The 21,335-nt window shown below is 60.0% G+C and carries 21 protein-coding genes and 1 tRNA gene; 16 read left to right on the forward strand and 6 right to left on the reverse strand.

Annotated elements, in window-relative coordinates; genetic code table 11:
- Nucleotides 1-4: 4 nt before the first annotated feature.
- Nucleotides 5-1,180, forward strand: coding sequence for an iron-sulfur cluster carrier protein ApbC (gene apbC / locus ABIE63_RS13025; protein WP_354505057.1), 1,176 nt, complete (start codon nt 5-7; stop codon nt 1,178-1,180).
- 27 nt (nt 1,181-1,207) lie between these two features.
- On the opposite strand, the gene ABIE63_RS13030 is transcribed toward apbC, so the two are convergent.
- A complete protein-coding gene (locus ABIE63_RS13030) occupies nt 1,208-2,176 on the reverse strand; it encodes a polyprenyl synthetase family protein (RefSeq protein WP_354505058.1) in 969 nt (322 codons plus the stop codon).
- 189 nt (nt 2,177-2,365) lie between these two features.
- Between ABIE63_RS13030 and ABIE63_RS13035 the strand changes: the two genes are divergently transcribed.
- The 7 genes from ABIE63_RS13035 (at nt 2,366) to ABIE63_RS13065 (ending at nt 10,256) form a co-directional block, all read left to right on the forward strand.
- On the forward strand, nt 2,366-2,584 hold the full coding sequence (locus ABIE63_RS13035) for a DUF2007 domain-containing protein (protein WP_354504949.1): 219 nt from the start codon (nt 2,366-2,368) through the stop codon (nt 2,582-2,584).
- Nucleotides 2,581-3,357 carry a methyltransferase gene (locus ABIE63_RS13040; protein WP_354504950.1) on the forward strand — a complete coding sequence of 259 codons (777 nt, stop codon included), beginning with the start codon at nt 2,581-2,583 and terminating at the stop codon, nt 3,355-3,357. Before ABIE63_RS13035 ends, ABIE63_RS13040 begins: the two co-directional genes overlap by 4 nt.
- A gap of 34 nt (nt 3,358-3,391) precedes the next feature.
- Nucleotides 3,392-3,766: a hypothetical protein gene (locus tag ABIE63_RS13045; RefSeq protein WP_183417736.1), complete on the forward strand. Its 375-nt coding sequence runs from the start codon at nt 3,392-3,394 to the stop codon at nt 3,764-3,766.
- 84 nt (nt 3,767-3,850) lie between these two features.
- Nucleotides 3,851-4,792: a glycine--tRNA ligase subunit alpha gene (locus ABIE63_RS13050; protein ID WP_354504951.1), complete on the forward strand. Its 942-nt coding sequence runs from the start codon at nt 3,851-3,853 to the stop codon at nt 4,790-4,792.
- Complete coding sequence (glyS, locus tag ABIE63_RS13055; RefSeq protein WP_354504952.1) at nt 4,785-6,923, forward strand: glycine--tRNA ligase subunit beta; 2,139 nt, start codon at nt 4,785-4,787, stop codon at nt 6,921-6,923. Before ABIE63_RS13050 ends, glyS begins: the two co-directional genes overlap by 8 nt.
- Before the next feature lie 10 nt (nt 6,924-6,933).
- Entirely contained in the window at nt 6,934-9,609 is a 2,676-nt protein-coding gene (gene ppdK / locus ABIE63_RS13060; RefSeq protein ID WP_354504953.1) for a pyruvate, phosphate dikinase, read from the forward strand.
- A 26-nt stretch (nt 9,610-9,635) separates the two neighbouring features.
- Nucleotides 9,636-10,256, forward strand: coding sequence for a flavin reductase family protein (locus tag ABIE63_RS13065; protein WP_354504954.1), 621 nt, complete (start codon nt 9,636-9,638; stop codon nt 10,254-10,256).
- 26 nt (nt 10,257-10,282) lie between these two features.
- Here ABIE63_RS13065 and ABIE63_RS13070 read toward each other — a convergent pair whose 3' ends face one another.
- Both ABIE63_RS13070 and ABIE63_RS13075 read right to left on the reverse strand, forming a co-directional pair.
- Entirely contained in the window at nt 10,283-10,642 is a 360-nt protein-coding gene (locus tag ABIE63_RS13070; protein WP_354504955.1) for a hypothetical protein, read from the reverse strand.
- Between the two features lie 106 nt (nt 10,643-10,748).
- Nucleotides 10,749-10,824 (reverse strand) — tRNA-Thr (locus ABIE63_RS13075).
- A gap of 170 nt (nt 10,825-10,994) precedes the next feature.
- Between ABIE63_RS13075 and meaB the strand changes: the two genes are divergently transcribed.
- On the forward strand, nt 10,995-11,921 hold the full coding sequence (gene meaB / locus ABIE63_RS13080) for a methylmalonyl Co-A mutase-associated GTPase MeaB (RefSeq protein WP_354504956.1): 927 nt from the start codon (nt 10,995-10,997) through the stop codon (nt 11,919-11,921).
- Between the two features lie 16 nt (nt 11,922-11,937).
- Here the strand turns inward: meaB and ABIE63_RS13085 are convergent, their stop codons facing one another.
- From ABIE63_RS13085 to ccmI, 3 genes are all read right to left on the reverse strand, one after another.
- Nucleotides 11,938-12,273 carry a hypothetical protein gene (locus ABIE63_RS13085; protein WP_354504957.1) on the reverse strand — a complete coding sequence of 112 codons (336 nt, stop codon included), beginning with the start codon at nt 12,271-12,273 and terminating at the stop codon, nt 11,938-11,940.
- Between the two features lie 67 nt (nt 12,274-12,340).
- Nucleotides 12,341-13,243 carry a folate-binding protein gene (locus tag ABIE63_RS13090; RefSeq protein WP_354504958.1) on the reverse strand — a complete coding sequence of 301 codons (903 nt, stop codon included), beginning with the start codon at nt 13,241-13,243 and terminating at the stop codon, nt 12,341-12,343.
- A gap of 46 nt (nt 13,244-13,289) precedes the next feature.
- Nucleotides 13,290-14,660 carry a c-type cytochrome biogenesis protein CcmI gene (ccmI, locus tag ABIE63_RS13095; protein WP_354504959.1) on the reverse strand — a complete coding sequence of 457 codons (1,371 nt, stop codon included), beginning with the start codon at nt 14,658-14,660 and terminating at the stop codon, nt 13,290-13,292.
- 166 nt (nt 14,661-14,826) lie between these two features.
- On the opposite strand from ccmI, the gene ABIE63_RS13100 reads away from it, so the two are divergent.
- From ABIE63_RS13100 to ABIE63_RS13130, 7 genes are all read left to right on the forward strand, one after another.
- Nucleotides 14,827-16,155, forward strand: a complete 1,329-nt coding sequence (locus ABIE63_RS13100) for a dihydroorotase (RefSeq protein WP_354504960.1) — start codon at nt 14,827-14,829, stop codon at nt 16,153-16,155.
- Nucleotides 16,156-16,171: 16 nt separating this feature from the next.
- Nucleotides 16,172-16,522 carry a DUF6614 family protein gene (locus tag ABIE63_RS13105; RefSeq protein ID WP_183417725.1) on the forward strand — a complete coding sequence of 117 codons (351 nt, stop codon included), beginning with the start codon at nt 16,172-16,174 and terminating at the stop codon, nt 16,520-16,522.
- Nucleotides 16,523-16,643: 121 nt separating this feature from the next.
- Nucleotides 16,644-17,810, forward strand: a complete 1,167-nt coding sequence (locus tag ABIE63_RS13110; protein WP_354504961.1) for an acetyl-CoA acetyltransferase — start codon at nt 16,644-16,646, stop codon at nt 17,808-17,810.
- Nucleotides 17,811-17,964: 154 nt separating this feature from the next.
- On the forward strand, nt 17,965-18,654 hold the full coding sequence (locus ABIE63_RS13115) for a hemolysin III family protein (protein WP_354504962.1): 690 nt from the start codon (nt 17,965-17,967) through the stop codon (nt 18,652-18,654).
- A gap of 95 nt (nt 18,655-18,749) precedes the next feature.
- The gene (locus ABIE63_RS13120) at nt 18,750-19,232 is read left to right on the forward strand and encodes an SxtJ family membrane protein (RefSeq protein ID WP_354504963.1); all 483 of its coding nucleotides are present in this window, start codon (nt 18,750-18,752) and stop codon (nt 19,230-19,232) included.
- A 15-nt stretch (nt 19,233-19,247) separates the two neighbouring features.
- On the forward strand, nt 19,248-19,397 hold the full coding sequence (locus ABIE63_RS13125) for a DUF5989 family protein (RefSeq protein ID WP_183417721.1): 150 nt from the start codon (nt 19,248-19,250) through the stop codon (nt 19,395-19,397).
- Between the two features lie 5 nt (nt 19,398-19,402).
- On the forward strand, nt 19,403-21,238 hold the full coding sequence (locus tag ABIE63_RS13130; protein ID WP_354504964.1) for a carbamoyltransferase: 1,836 nt from the start codon (nt 19,403-19,405) through the stop codon (nt 21,236-21,238).
- Nucleotides 21,239-21,335: the final 97 nt, after the last annotated feature.

Genomic DNA, 21,335 nt, shown 5'->3' on the forward strand with positions numbered 1-21,335 from the left:
AAGGATGGCGGGGATTACCGAGCAACAAATCATGGAAACGCTGAAAGGCGTTAAAGGCCCCGAAGGTGGCGTCGACATCGTTTCAGCCGGGATGATATCAGGGTTGGTGATCAAGGATGGGAACGTCGGGTTCGCCATAGAGGTCGACCCGAAGCAGGGTCCAAAGCTTGAACCTTTGCGCAAGGAAGCCGAGCAGGCAGTTGCCAAGCTCGACGGCGTGCTCTCCGTAACCGCTGTCTTGACGGCCCATCACGAGAGCCCTTCCGGCAATTCCGCGCCGGCCCAGGCAAATGCCGGACACGCCCACGCGGGACATTCTCATAAAGCGCCGGGCGCGGCGCAGGCCTCGGGTCCGGGTGCTGCACGCGCCTTGGTTCCGGGCGTCCGCTCCATAATCGCGGTGGCGTCGGGAAAGGGTGGCGTAGGCAAATCCACCACGACGACCAATATCGCGCTGGCGCTATCCAGGATGGGTCTGAGCGTCGGTATTTTGGACGCCGATATTTATGGCCCCTCGCAACCGCGCATGCTGGGCATTAGCGGCCGGCCCAATTCGCCCGACGGCAAAATTCTGACGCCGATGGAAAATTATGGCGTCAAATGCATGTCGATGGGTTTTTTGGTGGCCGAGGACACGCCCATGATCTGGCGCGGCCCGATGGTGCAGTCCGCCTTGCAGCAGATGTTGCGCGATGTCGCCTGGGGCGAGCTGGATGTTTTGGTCGTCGACATGCCGCCGGGCACCGGTGACGCGCAGTTGACGATGGCTCAGCAGGTTCCCCTAACCGGCGCTGTCATTGTGTCGACGCCCCAGGATATTGCTCTGATCGACGCCAAGAAGGGGTTGAACATGTTCCGAAAAGTCGATGTGCCGGTGCTGGGCATCGTGGAGAACATGAGCGTTTTCGTTTGTCCGAACTGTGGCCATGAATCACATATCTTCAGTCATGGCGGCGCGAAGCGAGAAGCCGAGCGCCTGGGCATGGAATTCCTTGGCGAAATGCCGCTTGATATTCTGATTCGGGAGACCTCGGATAGTGGCCGCCCGGTCGTGGTGTCCGACCCGGATGGCGCGCAAGCCAAGGCCTACATGGCCATCGCCGAGCGGATTTGGGCAAAAGCCAAGCCGATCATAGAAGCAGGCGGCGGTCGCCAGGCTCCCAAGATCGTTATGCAGTAAAAAACGGGACGACCGGTGGCGCGCTGATTAGAAGCGGCGCGCCACGGTGAATTCGGCCAAATCCAAAAGGGCTGTCTTCTCCGGCCGGTCGGGGAAGGGGGCCAGTGCTTGGCGAGCCTTATCCGCATAGCTCCGCGCTCGATCCATCGCCTCGTCCAACGCACGGTATTTGCGCATCAGCCGTATGGCCTCGGTAATATCCTGGTCGGTCTGTTCCAGATCTTCCAGACAGCGCCGCCAGAAAGCTTTCTCAGCCTCGTCGCCTTGCGCGAAAGCCAGGACGATTGGCAGGGTGATTTTTCCCTCACGGAAATCATCGCCGACGGTCTTGCCCAAGGCAGCCTGTTCGGCAGAGTAATCGAGCACGTCATCGACGAGTTGGAAGGCAATACCCAGGTTCATGCCGAAGCTGCGCAACGCAAGCTCTCGCTCCTCCGGCTCATCCGCAACGACCCCGCCGACCTGTGCCGCGGCGGCAAAAAGTACGGCAGTCTTGGCGCAAATGACATCCATATAGGCGGTCTCGTCGGTCGCGGTGTTGTTGGCAGTCAGTAACTGACCGACCTCACCTTCAGCAATTTCGGCCGAGGCGTCCGATAGAATTCTCAGAACCTTGAGCGATCCGTCCGCCACCATGATTTGAAAGGCGCGCGAGAAGAGAAAATCTCCGACGAGGACGCTGGCCTTGTTTCCCCATACCGCATTGGCAGTCTCCAGCCCGCGACGCAGATGGCTGTCGTCCACGACGTCGTCATGCAGCAGTGTGGCGGTGTGTATGAACTCCACGCAGGCGGCAAGTCCAATGTGCCTTTCACCTTCGTAGCCGCAAAGTCTGGCGGCGGCCAGCGTAAGAATAGGCCGCAAGCGCTTGCCTCCGGCCGCGATGATGTGTCCGGCAAGCTGCGGGATAAGGGCGACAGGCGACTGCATCCGCTCCAAAATCGTGGCATTGACCTTCTTGAGGTCTGGCTCGACAAGGCGACGCAGATCGCCCAACGGCTCACCGTTGGCAGTCTGTCCAGTCTTTTCAGTGGCATCGGCAACCAGTGGCAAAGCCGATTTCTCCCTCTCGAATGACGTCAGATCATCGCGCCCCTTGGCGCAACGGCATGAATGCTGGCAGCATAGGCCGAGACGCTTAGGCGTCAAGCTTATCCACGGCCAGCAGTTGGGGGCACTTCCTACATGAAGGAACTCGTTCGGAGCAACGATCCTGTCAAGCTATCATGGTTGCAGGCTTTGCTCGCCGACGCGGACATCGAGGCTATCATTCTGGATCAGCACATGAGCACGCTGGAGGGAACGCTGCCGATGCTTCAGCGCCGTTTGATGGTTCTGGATGAAGACTATCTGCGGGCGCGGCGAATTCTGGAAGATGCGGGCGAGGAGTTGCCGACGCGATGACCGACGCCGTCACTGCGGACCGTCTTCTCGGCGGTCGTGTATTGCTACAGCAGCCCGCGGAAGGCTACCGCGTGGCGATAGACCCGGTGTTCCTAGCCGCGGCCGTACCGGCACTGGATGGTCAGTCCGTGGTCGATTTGGGCTGCGGAGTCGGAGCTGCATCCCTATGTTTGCTGCAGCGGGTGCCAGGCGCGCGGGTCGTCGGTCTGGAGATTCAGCGGGCGCTCTTCAGGTTGGCATCGGCCAACGCCCGCGCCAATAACATGGCGGGGCGATTCACACCGGTCGTCGGCGACATCTTGTCGCTACCGCCGCGATTTGCACCGGGCAGTTTTGATCATGTGATGGTCAATCCGCCCTACCTGGAAGCGGGTAAGGCGACGTCCTCGCCGAAAGGGACGCGCGCGATCGCCGATCAGGAAGGAGAAGCCCAGCTTTCGGACTGGGTACGCGTGGCCCTGCTGCTGGTGCGCGACAAAGGCAGCGTCACTTTCATTCAACGGGCCGATCGCTTGGAAAAGCTGCTGGCGGCGTTTGACGGCAAGGCCGGCGAGCTTCTCGTTTATCCACTTTGGCCAAAGCCCGGCCGGCCGGCGCGCCGGGTGCTCGTTCGGGCCCGCAAGAACGTGCTGACGCCAACGCGATTGTTGGCCGGACTGCCTTTGCACAAGACCGACGGAAGCTATACGGACACGGCAGAGGCGGTCCTACGTGACGCCGCCCGTCTCGATCTGACAGCCGCAGATCTGCCCGACGGCCAAGCCGATGCTTGACCAGTCGTCCGGCTAGCCTCATAAACCTTGACCCATGTTGTTCAGTTTTTCTTTCCAGAAACTCATCGTCCTGGCCGGGATCATCGCTGCGGTCTGGTACGGGTTCCGTGTGGCCAACCGGATCAAGACGGAGCGCGATCGCCAAGGCGCATTCGATCAACGCAAGGAAGCCAGGAAAGCGGCCGCTGGCAGCCCTTCCTGGCGCGACCGTGCCAAGGCGGCCGGCAGGCAGGCATGGGGTGGTTCCCGACGGTCCGCAAAAGCCAAGCCGGGTGCTGACTCCGCTGGGCGGGCCGAGGCGATTGAGGCTGAGGAAATGGTCGAATGTTCAACCTGTGGCGCCTACGTTCCGGCGCACGGTTACAAGGGGGTAAGCAGGAACTGTGGACGCGGCGATTGCCCCTATTGATTCGGCTTGTTGATTCCCCACGGTTCGCTGGCTAAGGTGCAGCGCATTTCGGCAGTGCAACAAGATTGAGCGACAGGCCTTTTCATGACCGCCAGGGACCCAGAACCCAAAACGAAGAAGATTGTGGATTCGCAGCGTTGCTTCCAACGCCTCATCCTCAAGCTCCAAAATTATTGGGCTGATCGCGGTTGCGTCATCTTGCAGCCCTACGACATGGAGGTTGGCGCGGGAACCTTTCATCCCGCGACGACTCTGCGCAGCCTGGGCCCGGATCGTTTTTGGAACTGTGCTTATGTCCAGCCGTCCCGCAGGCCGACCGACGGCCGCTATGGAGAAAACCCCAATCGGCTGCAGCACTACTACCAGTTTCAGGTTCTATTGAAGCCCTCGCCGCCGGACTGCCAGGAACTCTATCTCGGTAGTCTTCGCGAGCTTGGTATCGATCCGTTGGAGCATGATATCCGCTTCGTCGAGGACGACTGGGAAAGCCCGACGCTGGGGGCCTGGGGTCTGGGTTGGGAGGTCTGGTGCGACGGCATGGAGGTGACGCAGTTCACCTATTTCCAACAGGTGGGTGGCATTGATTGCGATCCGGTTCCGGTCGAGTTGACCTATGGACTGGAGCGTCTGGCCATGTACGTACAGGGCGTGGAGAACGTCTACGACCTCGATTGGGACGGCCTTCCGGCGGATAAGGGCGGCAAAACCTATGGCGATGTCTTCCTGCGCGCCGAGCAGGAATTCTCCGCCTTTAACTTCGAACACGCGACCACCGAAGCGTTGTTTCGCCACTTCACGGACGCCGAGGCGGAATGCGCTAATCTGCTCTCGGCCAAGCTGGCGCTGCCTGCTTATGACCAATGCATGAAGGCCAGCCATCTTTTTAATCTGTTGGATGCGCGGGGCGTCATCTCGGTCACGGAACGCCAGGCCTACATCGGCCGGGTGCGGGCCTTGGCAAAAGGGTGTTGCGAGGCATGGGTGGGGGTCGCCGGCAACGAGCCAGCGGAGGCGGCCAATGTCTGATTTGCTGCTTGAGCTGCTGTCCGAGGAAATACCGGCGCGCATGCAGGGGCGTGCCGCCGACGACTTGAAGCGCCTTTTCGAAGAGTCGCTGAAGAAGGCTGGGCTGTCCCATAGCGGTATCGCCAGTTATTCGACACCGCGCCGTTTGACGCTGGCAGTGTTTGGTCTTCCGGATCGCCAACCGGATGTAACCGAGGAGCGGCGCGGCCCGCGCGAAGGCGCGCCCGAGAAGGCGATCGAGGGGTTCCTTAAGGGCAATGGCCTGACCTCTCTCGACGAGGCGGAGCTGCGCGAAACCGAGAAAGGCAAATTCTGGTTCGCCATTCGAAAGATCAAAGGCCGCGATACAGCCGACGTGCTGACCGAAATTCTGGAGTCGACTCTGCGCGCTTTGCCCTGGCCGAAATCGATGCGTTGGGGCGAAAATCAGTTCCGCTGGGTTCGGCCTCTGCATGGAATCCTGGCAATATTTGGTGGTGAGCCCTTGAAGGGCGCGCTTGATCTGGGTGATAGCAAGTTGGACTTCTCCACCAGCACGAGCGGCCACCGCTTCCTGGCGCCCGAACCTTTCACCGTGTCCTCCTTCGAGGACTATGTGGAGAAACTGGCCAATGCCAAGGTAGTCCTTGATCCGGCGGTGCGCCGCAAGGTGATTGCCGATCAGGCAGCCGAGATCGCGACTGCAGAGGGGCTAAAGGTCCGGCAGGACGAAGCGCTGCTTGATGAGGTGGCTGGCTTGGTCGAGTGGCCCAATACGCTGATGGGCAAAATCGATGAAGCCTTCATGGACCTGCCGCCCGAAGTGTTGACGACGTCAATGCGCGCGCACCAGAAATACTTCGCGCTGGAAAACGCCAACGGCAGCCTTGCGCCGCGATTCCTGCTGGTCTCCGACATGGAAGCCTTCGCGGGAACGACGCGCCGCGCCAACATCATCGCCGGTAACGAACGGGTACTACGCCCGCGCCTGTCGGATGCCCGCTTCTTCTGGGATCAGGACCGCAAGCGGACGCTGGAATCCCGTGAGGGCGATCTCAAGCAGGTGGTGTTCCATGCCAAACTCGGCACGGTGGAAGACAAGGTTGATCGGGTAACGGCGCTGGGTGTCTCGCTGGCTAGGTTGGTCCCGGACGCCGATGTGGACCGGGTGCGCTCGGCCGCCCGTCTGGCCAAGGCCGATCTCACGACCGGCATGGTCGGCGAGTTTCCCGAACTGCAGGGCACCATTGGCCGCTATTACGCGCTGGCGGACGGTGAGCACGCCGACGTGGCCGACGCCATCGCCGAGCATTATGCGCCGCTGGGGCCCGGCGACCGTTGCCCCAGCGCGCCGACCTCGGTCTGCGTGGCCCTGGCCGACAAGATTGATACCCTGGTCGGGTTCTGGGCCATCGACGAGAAGCCCACGGGCTCGAAAGACCCCTATGCGCTGCGCCGGGCCGCGCTGGGCGTCATCCGCCTGATCCTCGAGAACAGACTTCGTCTGGGGTTGCTGGACGTTTTTGATGGAACGGAAACGCAGCTTGCCAAATCGCATCCAGGCATCGAGTGCTCGAATATCACCAATCGGGATTATCGCGGAGAATCTCGGAAAGCGCATAAGAACTCCCACGACCTTTTGACCTTCTTTGCCGACCGGCTGAAGGTGGCCTTGCGAGACCAAGGCGTTCGTCATGACCTCATTGCCGCGGTTTTTGCTTTGGGTGAGGACGACTTCGTGCGTCTGGTGGACCGGGTGCGGGCGCTCAGCGCCTTCATCGAGAGCGATGCCGGCAGCAATCTTCTGATCGCCTATCGTCGCGCCGCCAACATCGTCCGTATCGAGGAAAAGAAGGACGACAGACAATTCAGTGATGCGCCTGCCAAATCGAAGCTGGTCGAGCTTGAGGAAAAGGCGCTCTACGAGGCTATTCGAAAGGCGGGTTCGGCGGCGGACAAGGCGCTGGCGGCGGAAGACTTCGGCGGCGCGATGGACGCTCTGGCTGCCCTGCGCGGCCCGGTTGATGCGTTTTTCGAGAAAGTGACAGTGAATGCCGAGGATGGCGACCTGCGCGCCAATCGCCTGCGCTTGCTGACTTCCATCAAGGCCATTCTGGATCGGGTGGCTGATTTTTCGATGATCGAGGGATAGGGAAAGATCAATGACCAAGTGGGTCTACAGCTTCGGCGGCGGTACGGCCGACGGCAAAGCGGATTTGCGTAATCTTCTGGGCGGCAAGGGCGCCAACCTGGCCGAGATGTCGGCTCTGGGGCTGCCAGTGCCGCCGGGTTTTACCATCACCACCGAGGTCTGCACCTACTTCAATCAGCACGGTCACAGCTATCCGGATAGCCTGGCGGACGAGTTGGCCCAGGCCTTGGCAAAGGTGGAAGCGGAAGTCGGCGCCTTGTTCGGCGATGCGAAGAACCCGCTGCTGGTATCGGTTCGCTCCGGTGCCCGCGTTTCCATGCCCGGCATGATGGATACGGTACTCAATCTGGGCCTCAACGATGTGACCGTCGAGGGCTTGGCAAGCCGTTCCGGCGACCCGCGGTTCGCCTATGACAGCTATCGCCGGTTCATTCAGATGTACTCGAACGTTGTGCTGGGCGTGGATCACCACAATTTCGAAGAGATACTGGAGCTCGAGAAAGAGGAAAAAGGCGTTTCGCTGGATACCGAGCTGAACGCCGAGGACTGGCAGCGCATCATCGTCCAGTACAAGGAGAGGGTTGAAGAAGAGCACGGCAAGGCCTTCCCGCAAGACCCGAAGGAACAGCTGTGGGGTGCCATTGAAGCGGTCTTCGGCTCTTGGATGAATCAACGCGCTATCACTTATCGCCGGCTGCATGGGGTGCCCGAGGACTGGGGCACTGCGGTCAATGTCCAGGCCATGGTCTTCGGTAACATGGGCGATGATTGCGCGACCGGTGTGGCCTTTACCCGCGATCCCTCGACGGGCCGGAATTACTTTTACGGCGAGTATCTGGTCAACGCCCAGGGCGAGGACGTGGTGGCCGGTATTCGCACGCCGCAGTCGTTGACCAAGGCCGCGCGCGAGGAAAGCGGCGGCGACCTGCCGTCGATGGAAGAAGTCATGCCGGAGGTCTTCGGCCAGTTGCTAGCAGTGCGCGAACGCCTGGAACGGCACTACCGTGATATGCAGGATATCGAGTTCACCGTTCAATCCGGCAAGCTCTACATGCTGCAGACCCGCGGCGGTAAACGCACGACGCCGGCGGCGCTCAAGATCGCGGTGGATATGGTTGCCGACGGCTTGATCACGCGCGAGGAAGCGGTGCAGCGCATCGATCCTCTGCAGCTCGATCAACTATTGCATCCGACGCTGGACCCAAATGCTGAGCGGGTGATCGTGGCGCGCGGGCTTCCCGCATCGCCGGGTGCGGCCTCCGGGATCATCGTTTTCTCTGCCGATGAAGCCGAAAAGCGCGCCCAGGCGGGCGAAGCCGTCATCCTCTGCCGGGTGGAAACCAGCCCGGAAGACATTCACGGGATGCATGCGGCCAAAGGCATTCTGACGACGCGCGGCGGCATGACCAGTCACGCAGCCGTGGTGGCACGCGGCATGGGCCGGGCTTGTGTTGCCGGCGCGGGCGAACTGCGGGTCGATTATCGCAACGGCACGATCCGCGTGCGCGATATCGAACTCAAGGCGGGCGATATCATCACGATTGATGGCAGTTCCGGCGAGATTTACCGGGGTGCTGTGCAGACGATCCAACCGGAACTGTCCGGTGATTTCGCAACCCTGATGACCTGGGCCGACGGCATCCGCACCCTGAAGGTCAGGACTAATGCCGAGACGCCAACGGACTGCCGCACGGCGATTAGTTTCGGTGCGGAGGGGATCGGCCTTTGCCGGACTGAGCACATGTTCTTCGATGCCACGCGCATCGTCGCGGTTCGTGAAATGATCCTGGCAGAACACACCGAGGGTCGCCGCAAGGCGCTGGCAAAGTTGCTCCCCATGCAACGGCAAGATTTCGTTGAGATATTCAAGATCATGCGTGGCCTGCCGGTCACTATCCGGTTGCTCGACCCACCCTTGCACGAGTTCTTGCCGCGCGAAGAGTCGGAGTTCTCGGAAGTGGCCGAAGCAGCGGGCGTTTCCGTAGAGCTGCTGCGCGACCGTGTCATCAAACTGGCCGAGATGAATCCGATGCTGGGCCATCGGGGTTGCCGGCTGGCCATCACTTATCCCGAAATCTACGAGATGCAAGCCCGCGCCATCTTCGAGGCCGCAGTCGCGGTGCAGAAGGAATCCGGTGAAGCGCCGTTGGTCGAAGTCATGATCCCGCTGGTATCCATGGAGGCCGAGCTGACTCGCCTTACGGCACTGGTGCGAGACGTGGCGGAAGCTGTCTTCAAGGAAACCGGCGAGCGGTTGGAGTATTTGGTGGGCACCATGATCGAATTGCCGCGCGCCTGTCTCCTCGCGGACCGGATCGCCAAGGATGCGGAGTTCTTTTCATTCGGCACCAACGATTTGACGCAAACTACTTTTGGCCTGTCGCGAGACGATGCCGGAAACTTCCTGCCCGCCTACGAGGCGCGCGGTATCCTGGAGCAAGATCCTTTCGTTTCGCTCGATCAGGACGGCGTCGGCCAGTTGGTGGCCATGGCCGCCGAGCGAGGCCGCCGGACGCGCGAAACCATCAAACTGGGGATCTGCGGTGAACACGGCGGCGACCCCGCCTCGGTTCGCTTCTGTCATGGGGTTGGGCTGGACTATGTGTCGTGCTCGCCATTCCGCGTGCCGATTGCCCGCTTGGCCGCGGCGCAGGCGGCGCTGCAGAAAGCCGAGCGCGACGTTTGACAGGAATACTGGAGTAAGTTCGGCCCATGTACTACGAGGCAGGTCAGCATAAAGCCGCAGGGTTACCCTACAATCCCTTCAAGGCGATTGTCGCGCCGCGCCCGATCGGTTGGATCACCACATTGGATGGACAGGGGCGCATCAATCTTGCGCCCTACAGTTTCTTCAATGCCGTGTCGGATTCTCCGCCGACCGTGTTCTTCGCATCCAGCGGACGTTCACGCGAGGTTGGCGTCAAGGACAGTCAGGCCAACGCCGAGGAAACCGGCGAGTTCGTCTGCAATATGGCGACCTGGGATTTGCGCGATGCAATGAACAAGACCTCCGCGTCCTTACCGGCCGGCGAAGACGAGGCAGCCTTCGCCGGCTTGGAGATGGTGCCGTCGCGGCTGGTAAAGCCACCTCGGGTCAAGGCTTCGCCGGTGCATTTGGAATGCCGGTATCTGCAAACCCTGGAGTTGCCCTCAAATGATCCGGGCAATGGGAACTTCGTTGTGTTCGGAGAGGTCGTGGCGGTCCACATCGACGACGCGATGATTGACGAGAAAGGGTTGCTGGACGTGACTCGCTATAAGCCGATCGCGCGACTGGGCTACATGGATTATGCCGTGGTCGAGCAGGTTTTCTCTATGGATCGACCGAGCTGATCCCTTTGGTCCGCTGAGGTTTGCCGTCAGTCGGTGTCGAATTCAAACAGGCCGTTCTGGCCGCCCAGACCTTCCTCACCGCCGTCTTGACCGCTTCCTGGTGTGCTTGGTGCATCTCCGGGAGACGAGCCTGCCGCGCCACCTGAACTTCCACTACCGGCGGTGCCGCCGCCCACACTGGCACCGCTGTTGCCGTCGGAAGGATTGGACGCGGCCGCGTGGCTGGGCGAGGCCTTGAAAGAATCATGAGCTTCGCGCCAGGTCGCGGCGGTGAAACTTGCGATGGACGTGAGAATGATGGTGGCGGCAATGGCCATCAAGCCGATGACCAAAGATTCCTCGACAAGGCTGGCACCCTCGTCTTTCCGCAGGAAAGACTTCCACATTTGAACCCCCCAGTAGATATCCGTAGTGCCCAGCGGAATTGTTTTTTGTCCGTCAGGGCTTATCGCTAATTAGGCGGTAAATGGTTAACAAAAGGTTAATGGGAGGTGGTGCCGACGGCAGGACTTGAACCTGCAACCTACCGCTTACAAGGCGGTTGCTCTACCATTTGAGCTACGTCGGCGTCATGCGGAGCCCGGCCGAACCGTCCGCTTGAGTTTGCTCGCCGCTGGTTTGCCTCAGCAGCGCGGGCGGTGCAAGCGTTTTGAGTAAATTTGCTACTCCTAGAGTCTTCACAGCGCGTTCTACTGCGTGCAATCTGTTATCGGCCGAAGAGGAGCAACGAGGTTTACCTTGACCCTAGAAGAGATCAGAAAAGAAGGAAAAGCGGGCCTTGCACGGGCTTTGGCTCTCCTTGAGCGCAAGCCCGAGGACGCAAAGAATGTCGCACTGCTCGATGAGGCCTACCGCGCATCCCAGGCGCGGGTTATTGGTCTGACGGGGCCGCCAGGCGTCGGCAAATCCACGCTGGCGGGTGCGCTCATCGGCCGACTTCGTGCTTCGGGCCAGAGCGTGGCTGTCATCGCCGTTGACCCTTCTTCGCGCCGTTCCGGCGGCGCTTTGCTCGGCGATCGAACGCGTGTTGCGACCGATCCGACCGACGATCAAGTTTTCGTGCGCTCCATGGCGGCGCGCGACCGCCTGGGAGGATTGGCGGAACTAACCCTCGCGGCCATGGTGTTGATGCGAGCGCTCTATGATGTCGTGCTGGTCGAGACCGTCGGGGTCGGGCAATCGGAAACCGATGTCGCCGAGGTCGCCGATAGCGTGGTGTTTTGCGTGCAGCCGGGTTCGGGAGATGCTTTGCAGTTCATGAAAGCGGGAATCATGGAGATTCCTGACGTAGCCGTGGTCACCAAGTCCGACAGCGGCCCCAACGCCCGCAAGGCGCTCGCCGATCTGAAGGGCGCACTCAGTTTGGCGGACGATGGCGCGGAGGACGCGTGGCCCGTGGAAGTGCTGGGCGTTTCTGCCCAAAGCGGCGACGGCGTGGATAGCTTACTGGCCGTCCTGGTAAAGCACTGGGAGTGGCTCAATGAATCAAGCCGTCTGACCCGTCGGCGCGAATCGCAAGCGCGCCAGTGGCTGGTGGAAGCGTTGCGGGAACGTTTCGGTCGCGAAGGCTTGCGTCGCCTTGGACTGCCCGACTTGCCGGTCGGGGCCTCGCCCTTCGGACGTCTTGCGGAGCTTTCCGCCAAGGTGCGCAGCGCACCGGTTTAGCGGCTTACTTTACCCGCTATCGCCCACGACAAAAGGTCGCGGTCATCTCGGCCGAGCTCTGATCTTCCGCCAGATGGGTTAGATTTGTCGTTTGACAGCGATAGACCCGCCGCACCGCGGTTCGCATGTCTTCGGCGACGCCTTTTCCCTGATCCCGGCTGCTGACGTAAAAGCGGTTATCCTGGCGCTTGTCCTGCCCGACACCATAGGTCACGCCGCCGACCGTCTCGTAGGTCAAAAACGAGATGCCCTCGACATCGCGGTACTGCCGCGATCCGCTGCAAGCCGAAGCCAGAAGGCCTAAGCCGAACAACGCCAGTACAGCCTTGCTGTTGAATCCCGTACCTGTCATCGGAGGAGATTAACCCGGTCAAGGCGGTCGCCTCAAGACGGGCTTTCGGCGTGCGCCACTCCGGCCATCAGACCTTGGGCAGCCGCATCCAGCTTGGCACGGATGGAATGATGGTCGTCGACCCTGATTGCAGTGGCGTGCTTGGGTGCGGCGTCTCGTCGAGTGCCTCCAGCCGCAGCAGAGCAATAGCCCCCAAATTGTCCTGTGAACGCAGTTCGCCGACAACCTTGTCACCTTGGGTTATTTCGCCTCCCGGTTGGGGGGGCGGGCCTTTGAAAACCACGGGTACAAGCCGTCGCTTTACGAGGCCACGGTAACGCATCCGAGCGGTTAGTTCCTGGCCGATGAAGCAACCCTTTTTCCAGTCGATACCGCCCAGCTCATCGAAACCGGCCTCCATCAGCGTCGTCTTCTCTATCTCCAGATCCCGCGACCCGTCGGGTATGCCCAAGCCGATTCGAAGCCGTTCGTAGGCTCCGGGCTGCTCGGGCTCAAAGCCTGCTGATTCGAGCGTTGCTGCGAAGGAATTCCGAGGGAGAAGGGCGCGCAGCCCCAGGTCCGGCAGGCGCGGGTCCGCGAAGGCGATGCCGTCGAAAACCGGTTTGGCGGCGCCGGCTATTTTCGGTAAGGTGGCTTTCTCATTGGCGTCCGCTCCGAAAAGGGCAACCACGGCGAGCTCGGGCGCCGGTGTAAGGGTGACTTTCGATCGCAGTTTGTAGAGCGTAAGTCTTCTGGTCAGGTCGGGCAGGCGCTCGGCTTCACCTTCCAGGAATAGTGTTTCTCCTTGTTCCACCAGGCAAAATTCGTGAAGAAACTTACCCTGGGGGGTCAATAGCGCAGCCCAAGCCGCGCGGTCGCGGCCGAGAGTCAGAGCATCGTTGCTAATCAGACCTTGCAGCAGATTCTTGCGATCCTCGCCTTCTATCTTGAGGGCGGCGCGATTCTCCAGGTGACGGTAGCAAGGTGCCATTCACACAATCTCCTATCGGTCATCGTATCAGGACTTGGTATCAGGATCAGGGGGATAAAAGGTCCAATTGCGCCGTCACGAAGGCGCGAACTTCCGAATCCGGCGGCAACAATGGCAACAATCTGGTCCAGTAGGTGCGCGCTGCAACGCCGTCGTCGCGCTGGCGTGCCACTTCGCCCAGGAAGAACAACGCATCGATCGAATCTGGGTCCAGTGCCAGGGCGCGCTCAAAATAGGTCTGTACGCTGTGCGGTAAATTCTGGCCGCGACCAGTAGCCTTGACCCATGCCATGGCGGCCTGACTCTGTGCCCCGATGTCGTCGGACAACAGGTCCGCAGCCCGTGAATAGGCTTGTGCGGAATTGACCGGTTTACCGAGGACGGTATAGGCCTGTCCCAACCGTTGCCAGCCCTCCGCGTCATCCGGTTGCGCCTCCAAACGAGCCGCCAAACCCTCGACCATGTCATTGATCATCTGGCGCTGATCTTCATCCAATCCGGCAAGGCCGTCTTCTGGTTGCCCTTGGGGCGTGGCCATCAGGGCACTCGGCAGCTCGCGATCCAACTCGGCCGCTAGTTCCTGCGCAGCGGCAAGCACGCCGGGTCGCCAGGCAGCGTCCGCCGGTGCTTCGTTCAGCAAGCTGATCAGTTCCGTTAGTGCAGCCTCACCCTGACCCTCTCGCGAGAGAAGTATGGCGATAAAGAATCTGGCCCGATGGTCGTTAGGGTCGATTTCAAGGGCCTTCTCCAAAGCCCGCTTGGCTCCGGGAACAATGGTGCCTTCGTTGGCCAGGATCAGCGCTTCAGCCATACCTGCATGGTAGCGCGCCTGGCTTTGATCGAGTTGCAGGGCGCGGCGCAAGGCGTCACTGGCGTCGCTGTAGCGGCCCAGTTGGACCCGCGTTTGTCCCAGGTTATACCAAGCCTCCGCATCACCCGGCGTTTCTTCCACCTGGGCGGTGAGGCGGGTCTCCAGGTCAATGACCGGTTGCAGCGACTTCTGTTGCTCGGCAATGGCCAACAGTTCCTTTTGCCGTTCGGCATAGGGGCGACCCGGGACGCTCGGATTCCCGATCAGCAAATAGAGCGCGAGACTCGCCATAGGGATGGCAAGCCCCAGCGCAACCAGACCCCAGATCGGTACCAAATTAGGGTCTCGTTTGTGCGCCTGCTTCTTGTTTTGCTCTTCGGTCTTCAAAATCTTCCTACTAATTTCCGTAGTCGCTGCGGTGAACTCCTGCCGATCGATCAGGCCACGTTCGAAGTCTCGCTCCAGTTCACGAAGCTGTGCCCGGTGGACTTCCAGCTCATGGGTCGCGCGGTCAGAATCGGTTGCGGCACGTCGACGCAATCCCGTCAGTATAAACAAGCCAGCGACAAACGCGCTTAATAAGGCTATCGCAAGCCAGATATTCATCGATATGGTTCCGGTCCTTCCTGCACGGCTACGCGCGATTAACGCCATTTAGGGAGTTGAGCGTTCGGATGCGAGGCCATTTAATTCAATGCTTCAGCTATCTTCCTGGTTTGGTCCGCTCGGATCAGCTAAAACCGAGAGGCCAACGGTTACCGGGAGATGCAGTATGTCGCAAGTGTTCGATCTCGTTTTAAAAGGGGCGAAAGTCGCTACGCCGAACGGATTGGAGAAGATATCCGTCGGAGTCAGCAACGGACGAATCGCAGGCCTGGGCAAGATCGACGCCGATGGCGCCGAATGCCTGGACCTTGGAGGGTTGACCGTACTTCCGGGTGTGATCGATAGCCAGGTACACTTTCGTGAGCCGGGACTCGAGCATAAGGAAGACTTGGAAAGCGGTACCCGGGCCGCCGCTCTGGGAGGGGTGACCGGCGTCTTCGAAATGCCGAACACGAACCCCTCGACCCTGACGGCGGACGACCTTGCGAACAAGCTGGCGCGCGCCAAGGGACGGACCTGGGTGGATCATGCCTTTTTCATGGGGTCATCGGAGGAAAATGCTCACGCCCTGGCCGAGCTTGAACTCCTACCGGGCTGTTGCGGCATCAAGATTTTCATGGGGTCGTCGACGGGAAGCCTGTTGGTGGAAGATGACGAGGCGTTGCTGGAGGTGCTCAAGTCCGGGCGTCGCCGGGTCTCGATCCATGCCGAGGACGAAGCGCGGTTGCGCGAGCGCATGGCGCTGGTGCGCGATGGTGGACCGGTATCGTTGCACACAGAGTGGCGTGATGTGGAAGCGGCGCGTTTGGCGACGGACCGGATTTTACGCCTTGCGCGTAAGGCGGGGCGCAAAATTCACGTGCTCCATATTTCGACGGCCGAAGAGATTCCGCTGCTGGCCGCCAACAAGGACCTGGCGACCATGGAGGCGACACCTCAACACCTCACCTTGGCGGCGCCGGAATGCTACGAAGAATGGGGCAGCCTTGCCCAAATGAACCCACCCATCCGGGAAGCGCGTCATCGCGAGGCGCTTTGGCAGGCAGTGCGGGACGGCGTCGTGGATGTGATCGGGTCGGATCACGCGCCGCATACGCTGGAGGAGAAACAACGCGACTATCCGCGTTCGCCATCGGGGATGCCCGGCGTGCAAACGCTCTTGCCGCTCTTACTGGATCATTTCAATGCCGGGCGCCTGACCTTGCAACGCCTGATCGATCTTACCAGCGCGGGAGCAAACAGGATTTTCAATATTGCGGGAAAAGGCCGTATCGCCCTGGGTTACGATGCCGACTTCACAGTGGTCGATCTCAAGGCGAATCGAACCATTGAACCGGATTGGTTGGCCAGCAAATGCGGCTGGTCCCCGTTTGAAGGCAAGGCGATCAAAGGTTGGCCTGTCATGACCATCGTGCGCGGCCATGTCGTGATGCGCGAAGGCTCGCTGCTTGGCGCGCCGATTGGCGAACCGATAAGGTTTCAGGAGACCCTGTAGCGGGAGGGCTGGATCCATGAACATCTACAACGGATGGTTCGATCTGAAGGAAGGCGTATCCGACCTGGACTTCGTCGAAGCGCTGGATGCCTATCTGGGAGCCTTGGAGGAAGATGGGCTGATCGTCGGTTGGCGTTTGATGCGTCGCAAGCTGGGCCTGGGCCCCTCACACTTGGGCGAGTTCCATCTGATGATGGAGGTAGCCGGGTTGGCGCAGTTGGACGAAGCCTTCAACGAAGTGGCTTCCAGACGCGACCCGGTCGAGGGGCTGCACTTCGAGGTCAACCGATTGGTGAAAAATGTAACCTTCGCTCTATATCGCGACTTTCCGGACCCGGTACGCGAGCATGGGCAGGAACGTTTTTAGAAATCCTTCGCGTCACCTTCGCACTTGCGGTATCGACTTTGTTGGACCATCTTCGACTCCAAGACGTCGAAGCGAAGTTTGATCGCACCGCCGTTCGAGGACGGCAGCGCAAGGAGGAAGCATGACCGCCTGCATCGTAGGTTGGAGCCATACGCCGTTTGGAAAACACGACGGCCTGGATGTCGAGGACCTGATCGGAAAAGTGGCGCTGGCCGCCCTTGACGATGCCGGTATCTCGCCCGAAGACGTTGACGAAATCGTCGTTGGCAATTTCAACGAAGGTTTTTCACCGCAAGGGTTTCCTTCCTCTTTGGTTCTTCAGTTCGATGACCGCTTTCGGTTCAAGCCTGCAACGCGGGTTGAAAACGCCTGTGCGACGGGCTCGGCCGCCATTCACCAGGGTATGAAGTCGATTGGCGCCAAAAAAGCGCGTTTCGTACTGGTGGTCGGTGTTGAAAAGATGACCGGCATATCCGGTCCGGAGATCGGCAACACCTTGCTCAAAGCCTCCTACCTCAAGGAGGAAGCCGATATCGAAGGTGGTTTCGCGGGTGTTTTCGGGCGCATCGCACAGCAGTATTTTCAGCGGCACGGCGATCAAAGCGACGCATTGGCCGCGATAGCCTCTAAGAACCACAAGAACGGTTGCGCCAACCCTTTGGCGCAGATGCGCAAGGATCTGAGCGTCGAGTTCTGTCGTGAAATTTCCGATAAGAACCCGCTGGTTGCAGGCCCCTTGAAGCGTACCGACTGCTCCTTGGTTTCCGACGGCGCGGCGGCCGTGGTGCTGACCGATGTCGACACAGCCCTGTCGATGCGCAAGGCCGTGGTGTTCAGATCGGCGGCGCAAGTCAACGACTTCCTGCCGATGAGCCGGCGCGACATCGTCAAGTTCGAAGGTTGTGAGATGGCTTGGAAAAAGGCATTGGGTGAGGCCAAGCTGACCTTGAATGATCTCAGCTTCGTGGAAACGCACGACTGTTTTACCATTGCCGAGTTGCTGGAGTATGAGGCTATGGGACTGACGCCCGAGGGACAGGGCGCCAGGGCCGTACTAGAAGGTTGGACCCAAAAAGACGGTAAATTGCCGGTGAATGTATCCGGGGGGTTGAAGTCCAAGGGTCATCCGATCGGTGCGACCGGCGTTTCCATGCACATCATGGCGTCGATGCAGTTGACCGGCACGGCGGGCGACATGCAACTTGCCAATCCCAAGCTTGCCGGAATCTTCAACATGGGTGGCGCGGCTGTCGCGAATTACTGCTCTATCCTGGAACCGCTTCGCTAATCGAACCCCGGCGCAAAAAAAGTGCCCCGCGAGCAACTGCTGGCGGGGCGTAGGCGACGTGAGATTGAGAAGCTAGATTTAACTCTATGCCGATCTCGCAGGACTGCAACAATCGCTCGGTTAAAAAACATTAACAGCTTGGGATTTTAACGGCATGGCGCGCGTAGTTGGGCCGCCAAAATGCAGGGAAACAGGTGGGGATGCCTTTGATTTTCCCGACTATTCCGTCCGTGAACGCAAGGCTGACGCTGGAGTTCACTGGATAGGCGTCGCAGCCTCGATCATCGCTTCCGCTTGGATGTTGATTAAATCGTCGCACCTCATGGACGTGACGGTGACGGCGAGTCTTACCGTTTACTGTTTCGGGCTGGTTTCAACATTTTGTGCCTCAGCGGCATACAATCTGACGACTCCGGGGCCGCGCAAGGAATGGCTCCGGCGGATCGATCACGCGGTAATCTTCGTGATGATCGCAGGATCTTACACGCCTTACGCGGCTGCGAGCCTTGGCGGAGAGGCGGGTGTCTTGCTGTTGGGTGCCCTTTGGACGACGGCGTTTCTCGGCGTAGTCCTCAAACTGCTGTTCCCGAGACGCTTCGAACGCCTCTCGCTCCTTTTGTATCTTGCAATGGGATGGATGGCATTGGTCGTGGTAGAGCCGCTGATCGCCGCCATCTCATCTCAGACCCTATGGCTCCTGGCAGCGGGCGGTATCGTCTATTCCCTGGGAGCGGGAGTGCACAGCCTGAGGCGGCTGCCCTTTCACAATGCCGTCTGGCACGCCATGGTTTTATTGGCTGCCGGGTTGCACTTCGTGGCGGCAAGCGTGGAGTTTCTTTTATAACCGGGTGTCGCCGTTCGATCACCGCGTGCCCGTGGTGCGCGCATAGAATTCCCCCGGCCCTCGCGATAGAATTCCGTTGTCAGTCTAGCGGCGTTATGCAAAGACATAGCGCCAACACCGATCTGCTGAGGAATGGGACCGTGGCGCGCAAAGGGCATCACGAGTATACGACTGATCGCGACGACACGAAGGCGCCCTCGGAAAAGTCCTTTGGCATAACCTTTGCGGTTGTTTTTGCGCTTCTGGGCGCGTGGCTGCTTTACAGCGGCGGTCTCGGCCCGTGGTCCATAGCCGCATTCGTTGTTTCGTCGGGTTTCTTGCTGGCAGCGTGCGTGGCGCCCCTGTGCCTGCGGACCATGAATCTGCTGTGGCTCAAGTTCGGTCTGCTTTTACACCGGATTGTCAATCCCTTGGTCATGGGCCTGCTGTTTTTTGTCGTCTTCACGCCGATGGGACTGGCGATGCGGCTATTCGGCAGCGATCTATTGCGGCTTCGCAAGCGACAGGATGAAACCAGTTACTGGATCATCCGTGCAAAAGAAGACGTTGACCAAGGTTCCATGACAAATCAGTTCTAGGATTAGGGACACTTCATGTCTTTCATAAAAGAGCTCTGGGCATTCATGCGGGCGCGCCGCAAGTTTTGGTTGATGCCGATCATCGTCATGGCTCTTTTGCTGGGCGGTCTCGTGATCTTGGCCAAGGGCTCGGCTGTCGCACCCTTCATCTACACGATATTCTAGGCCCCATGCGTATTCTTGGGATTTCCGCCTTCTACCACGACAGCGCCGCCGCGCTGGTTGAGGATGGCCGCATCATAGCGGCGGCGCAGGAAGAGCGTTTTACACGCAAGAAACACGATGATGATTTTCCGCATCATGCTATTTCCTACTGCCTGACCGAAGCTGGGATCAGTGCCGCGGATATCGATCACGTGGTTTTCTACGAAAAGCCCTTCATCAAGTTCGAGCGCCTGATCGAAACCTACCTGATGTTCGCACCACGCGGGTTTACCTCCTTTCTTAAGGCCATGCCCTTATGGCTGAAGGAGAAGCTTTTCCTGAAGCGCCTGATGGTGGAAAAACTGGGCGAGATCGCCGAAGATGTGGATTGGCGTTCTAAGTTGCTGTTTGCCGAGCATCATCAAAGCCATGCGGCCAGCGCCTATTATCCTTCGCCCTTCGACGAGGCGCTGGTGTTGACCATGGATGGCGTCGGCGAGTGGGCGACCACGTCGCTGGGTGTCGGTCGGGGCGACAGCCTGACGATCGAGCGGGAGATTCGCTTCCCGCATTCCCTGGGTCTTCTTTATTCGGCCTTTACCTACTACACCGGCTTCAAGGTCAATTCCGGAGAGTACAAGGTGATGGGCTTGGCGCCCTATGGCCGCCCAACCTTCACCCAAACCATTCTCGATAACATCATCGATATCCGCGAGGATGGCTCCTTCAAGCTGGACCTCAGTTACTTTGATTTCTGCACGGGCCTCACCATGACGAACAGCCGTTTCGACAGGCTGTTCGGCGGCCCGCCACGCGGGCCCGAGGAACTGCTGACGCAACACCACATGGACCTTGCGGCGTCGATCCAAGAGGTGACTGAAATCGCCGTCATGCGTATGGCGACAGCGCTGGCCAAGGAGACCGGGATCAAAAATCTGTGCCTTGCGGGCGGAGTGGCGCTCAATTGCGTTGCCAACGGTAAGCTCCAGCGCTCCGGCCAGTTCGACCGGATCTGGGTGCAGCCGGCCGCGGGCGACGCCGGCGGCGCCCTGGGGGCTGCCTTGGCCGGTTATCACGACCATTTTGGTTTGGCGCGACCGGCGCGCGAAGGGCTGGATGCCATGGTCGGCTCCTATCTGGGGCCGTCCTTCTCGCAGGAGCAGATTGAAACCGAGCTGACGGCCGCGGGTGCGGTTTTCACCGCGCTCAGCGATTCGGAGGTGATCGCACGGACCACCGATGCCCTGACCGAGGGTAAGGCCGTGGGTTGGATGCAGGGACGCATGGAGTTTGGCCCCCGAGCGCTCGGCAATCGCTCCATACTGGGCGATCCGCGGTCACCGACCATGCAGAAGCTGCTGAACCTCAAGGTCAAGTACCGCGAATCCTTCCGGCCCTTCGCACCCTCGGTGCTGCGTGAGGATCTGGAGGACTGGTTCGAACTGGATTGCGACAGTCCTTATATGCTGATGGTGGCCGATGTGGTCGAAAAGCGTCGGCGTCAGATGACCCCCGAGGAGGAGGCGCTGTTCGGTATCGAAAAGTTGAATGTGGCCCGCTCGGAGATTCCGGCTGTCACGCACGTCGATTTCTCGGCCCGCATACAGACCGTCCACCAGGAGACCAACCCGCAGTATCACGCGCTCTTGTCGGCCTTCAAGGCGGCGACGGGTTGTCCGGTGCTGGTTAATACCAGCTTCAACGTGCGGGGCGAGCCGATCGTCTGCACGCCGTCGGACGCCTTCCGTTGCTTCATGGGAACGGATATCGAGGTTCTGGTGTGCGGTAACGCGTTTTTGAGTAAGGACGACCAGGACCCGGCCTTGAAGCAGGACTACAAGGACCGGTTTGAACTGGATTAGCCGTTTCGGTAACGTGAGATTGTGCCCCGCACTGCGGCAAGAAAACGCTGCTGCATTTGAACTCTGGGCGCCGATAAGGCCGTTCAATCAGCATATC

The sequence above is a fragment of the Limibacillus sp. MBR-115 genome (genome assembly GCF_040549425.1).
GTDB lineage: Bacteria > Pseudomonadota > Alphaproteobacteria > Kiloniellales > CECT-8803 > Limibacillus > Limibacillus halophilus.

Coding starts and splice junctions, on each gene's coding strand:
- apbC (WP_354505057.1), top strand. CDS start 5: ATGGCGGGGATTACCGAGCAACAAATCATGGAAACGCTGAAAGGCGTT.
- ABIE63_RS13035 (WP_354504949.1), top strand. CDS start 2,366: ATGAAGGAACTCGTTCGGAGCAACGATCCTGTCAAGCTATCATGGTTG.
- ABIE63_RS13040 (WP_354504950.1), top strand. CDS start 2,581: ATGACCGACGCCGTCACTGCGGACCGTCTTCTCGGCGGTCGTGTATTG.
- ABIE63_RS13045 (WP_183417736.1), top strand. CDS start 3,392: ATGTTGTTCAGTTTTTCTTTCCAGAAACTCATCGTCCTGGCCGGGATC.
- ABIE63_RS13050 (WP_354504951.1), top strand. CDS start 3,851: ATGACCGCCAGGGACCCAGAACCCAAAACGAAGAAGATTGTGGATTCG.
- glyS (WP_354504952.1), top strand. CDS start 4,785: ATGTCTGATTTGCTGCTTGAGCTGCTGTCCGAGGAAATACCGGCGCGC.
- ppdK (WP_354504953.1), top strand. CDS start 6,934: ATGACCAAGTGGGTCTACAGCTTCGGCGGCGGTACGGCCGACGGCAAA.
- ABIE63_RS13065 (WP_354504954.1), top strand. CDS start 9,636: ATGTACTACGAGGCAGGTCAGCATAAAGCCGCAGGGTTACCCTACAAT.
- ABIE63_RS13070 (WP_354504955.1), bottom strand. CDS start 10,642: ATGTGGAAGTCTTTCCTGCGGAAAGACGAGGGTGCCAGCCTTGTCGAG.
- ABIE63_RS13085 (WP_354504957.1), bottom strand. CDS start 12,273: ATGACAGGTACGGGATTCAACAGCAAGGCTGTACTGGCGTTGTTCGGC.
- ABIE63_RS13090 (WP_354504958.1), bottom strand. CDS start 13,243: ATGGCACCTTGCTACCGTCACCTGGAGAATCGCGCCGCCCTCAAGATA.
- ccmI (WP_354504959.1), bottom strand. CDS start 14,660: ATGAATATCTGGCTTGCGATAGCCTTATTAAGCGCGTTTGTCGCTGGC.
- ABIE63_RS13100 (WP_354504960.1), top strand. CDS start 14,827: ATGTCGCAAGTGTTCGATCTCGTTTTAAAAGGGGCGAAAGTCGCTACG.
- ABIE63_RS13105 (WP_183417725.1), top strand. CDS start 16,172: ATGAACATCTACAACGGATGGTTCGATCTGAAGGAAGGCGTATCCGAC.
- ABIE63_RS13110 (WP_354504961.1), top strand. CDS start 16,644: ATGACCGCCTGCATCGTAGGTTGGAGCCATACGCCGTTTGGAAAACAC.
- ABIE63_RS13115 (WP_354504962.1), top strand. CDS start 17,965: ATGGCGCGCGTAGTTGGGCCGCCAAAATGCAGGGAAACAGGTGGGGAT.
- ABIE63_RS13120 (WP_354504963.1), top strand. CDS start 18,750: ATGCAAAGACATAGCGCCAACACCGATCTGCTGAGGAATGGGACCGTG.
- ABIE63_RS13125 (WP_183417721.1), top strand. CDS start 19,248: ATGTCTTTCATAAAAGAGCTCTGGGCATTCATGCGGGCGCGCCGCAAG.
- ABIE63_RS13130 (WP_354504964.1), top strand. CDS start 19,403: ATGCGTATTCTTGGGATTTCCGCCTTCTACCACGACAGCGCCGCCGCG.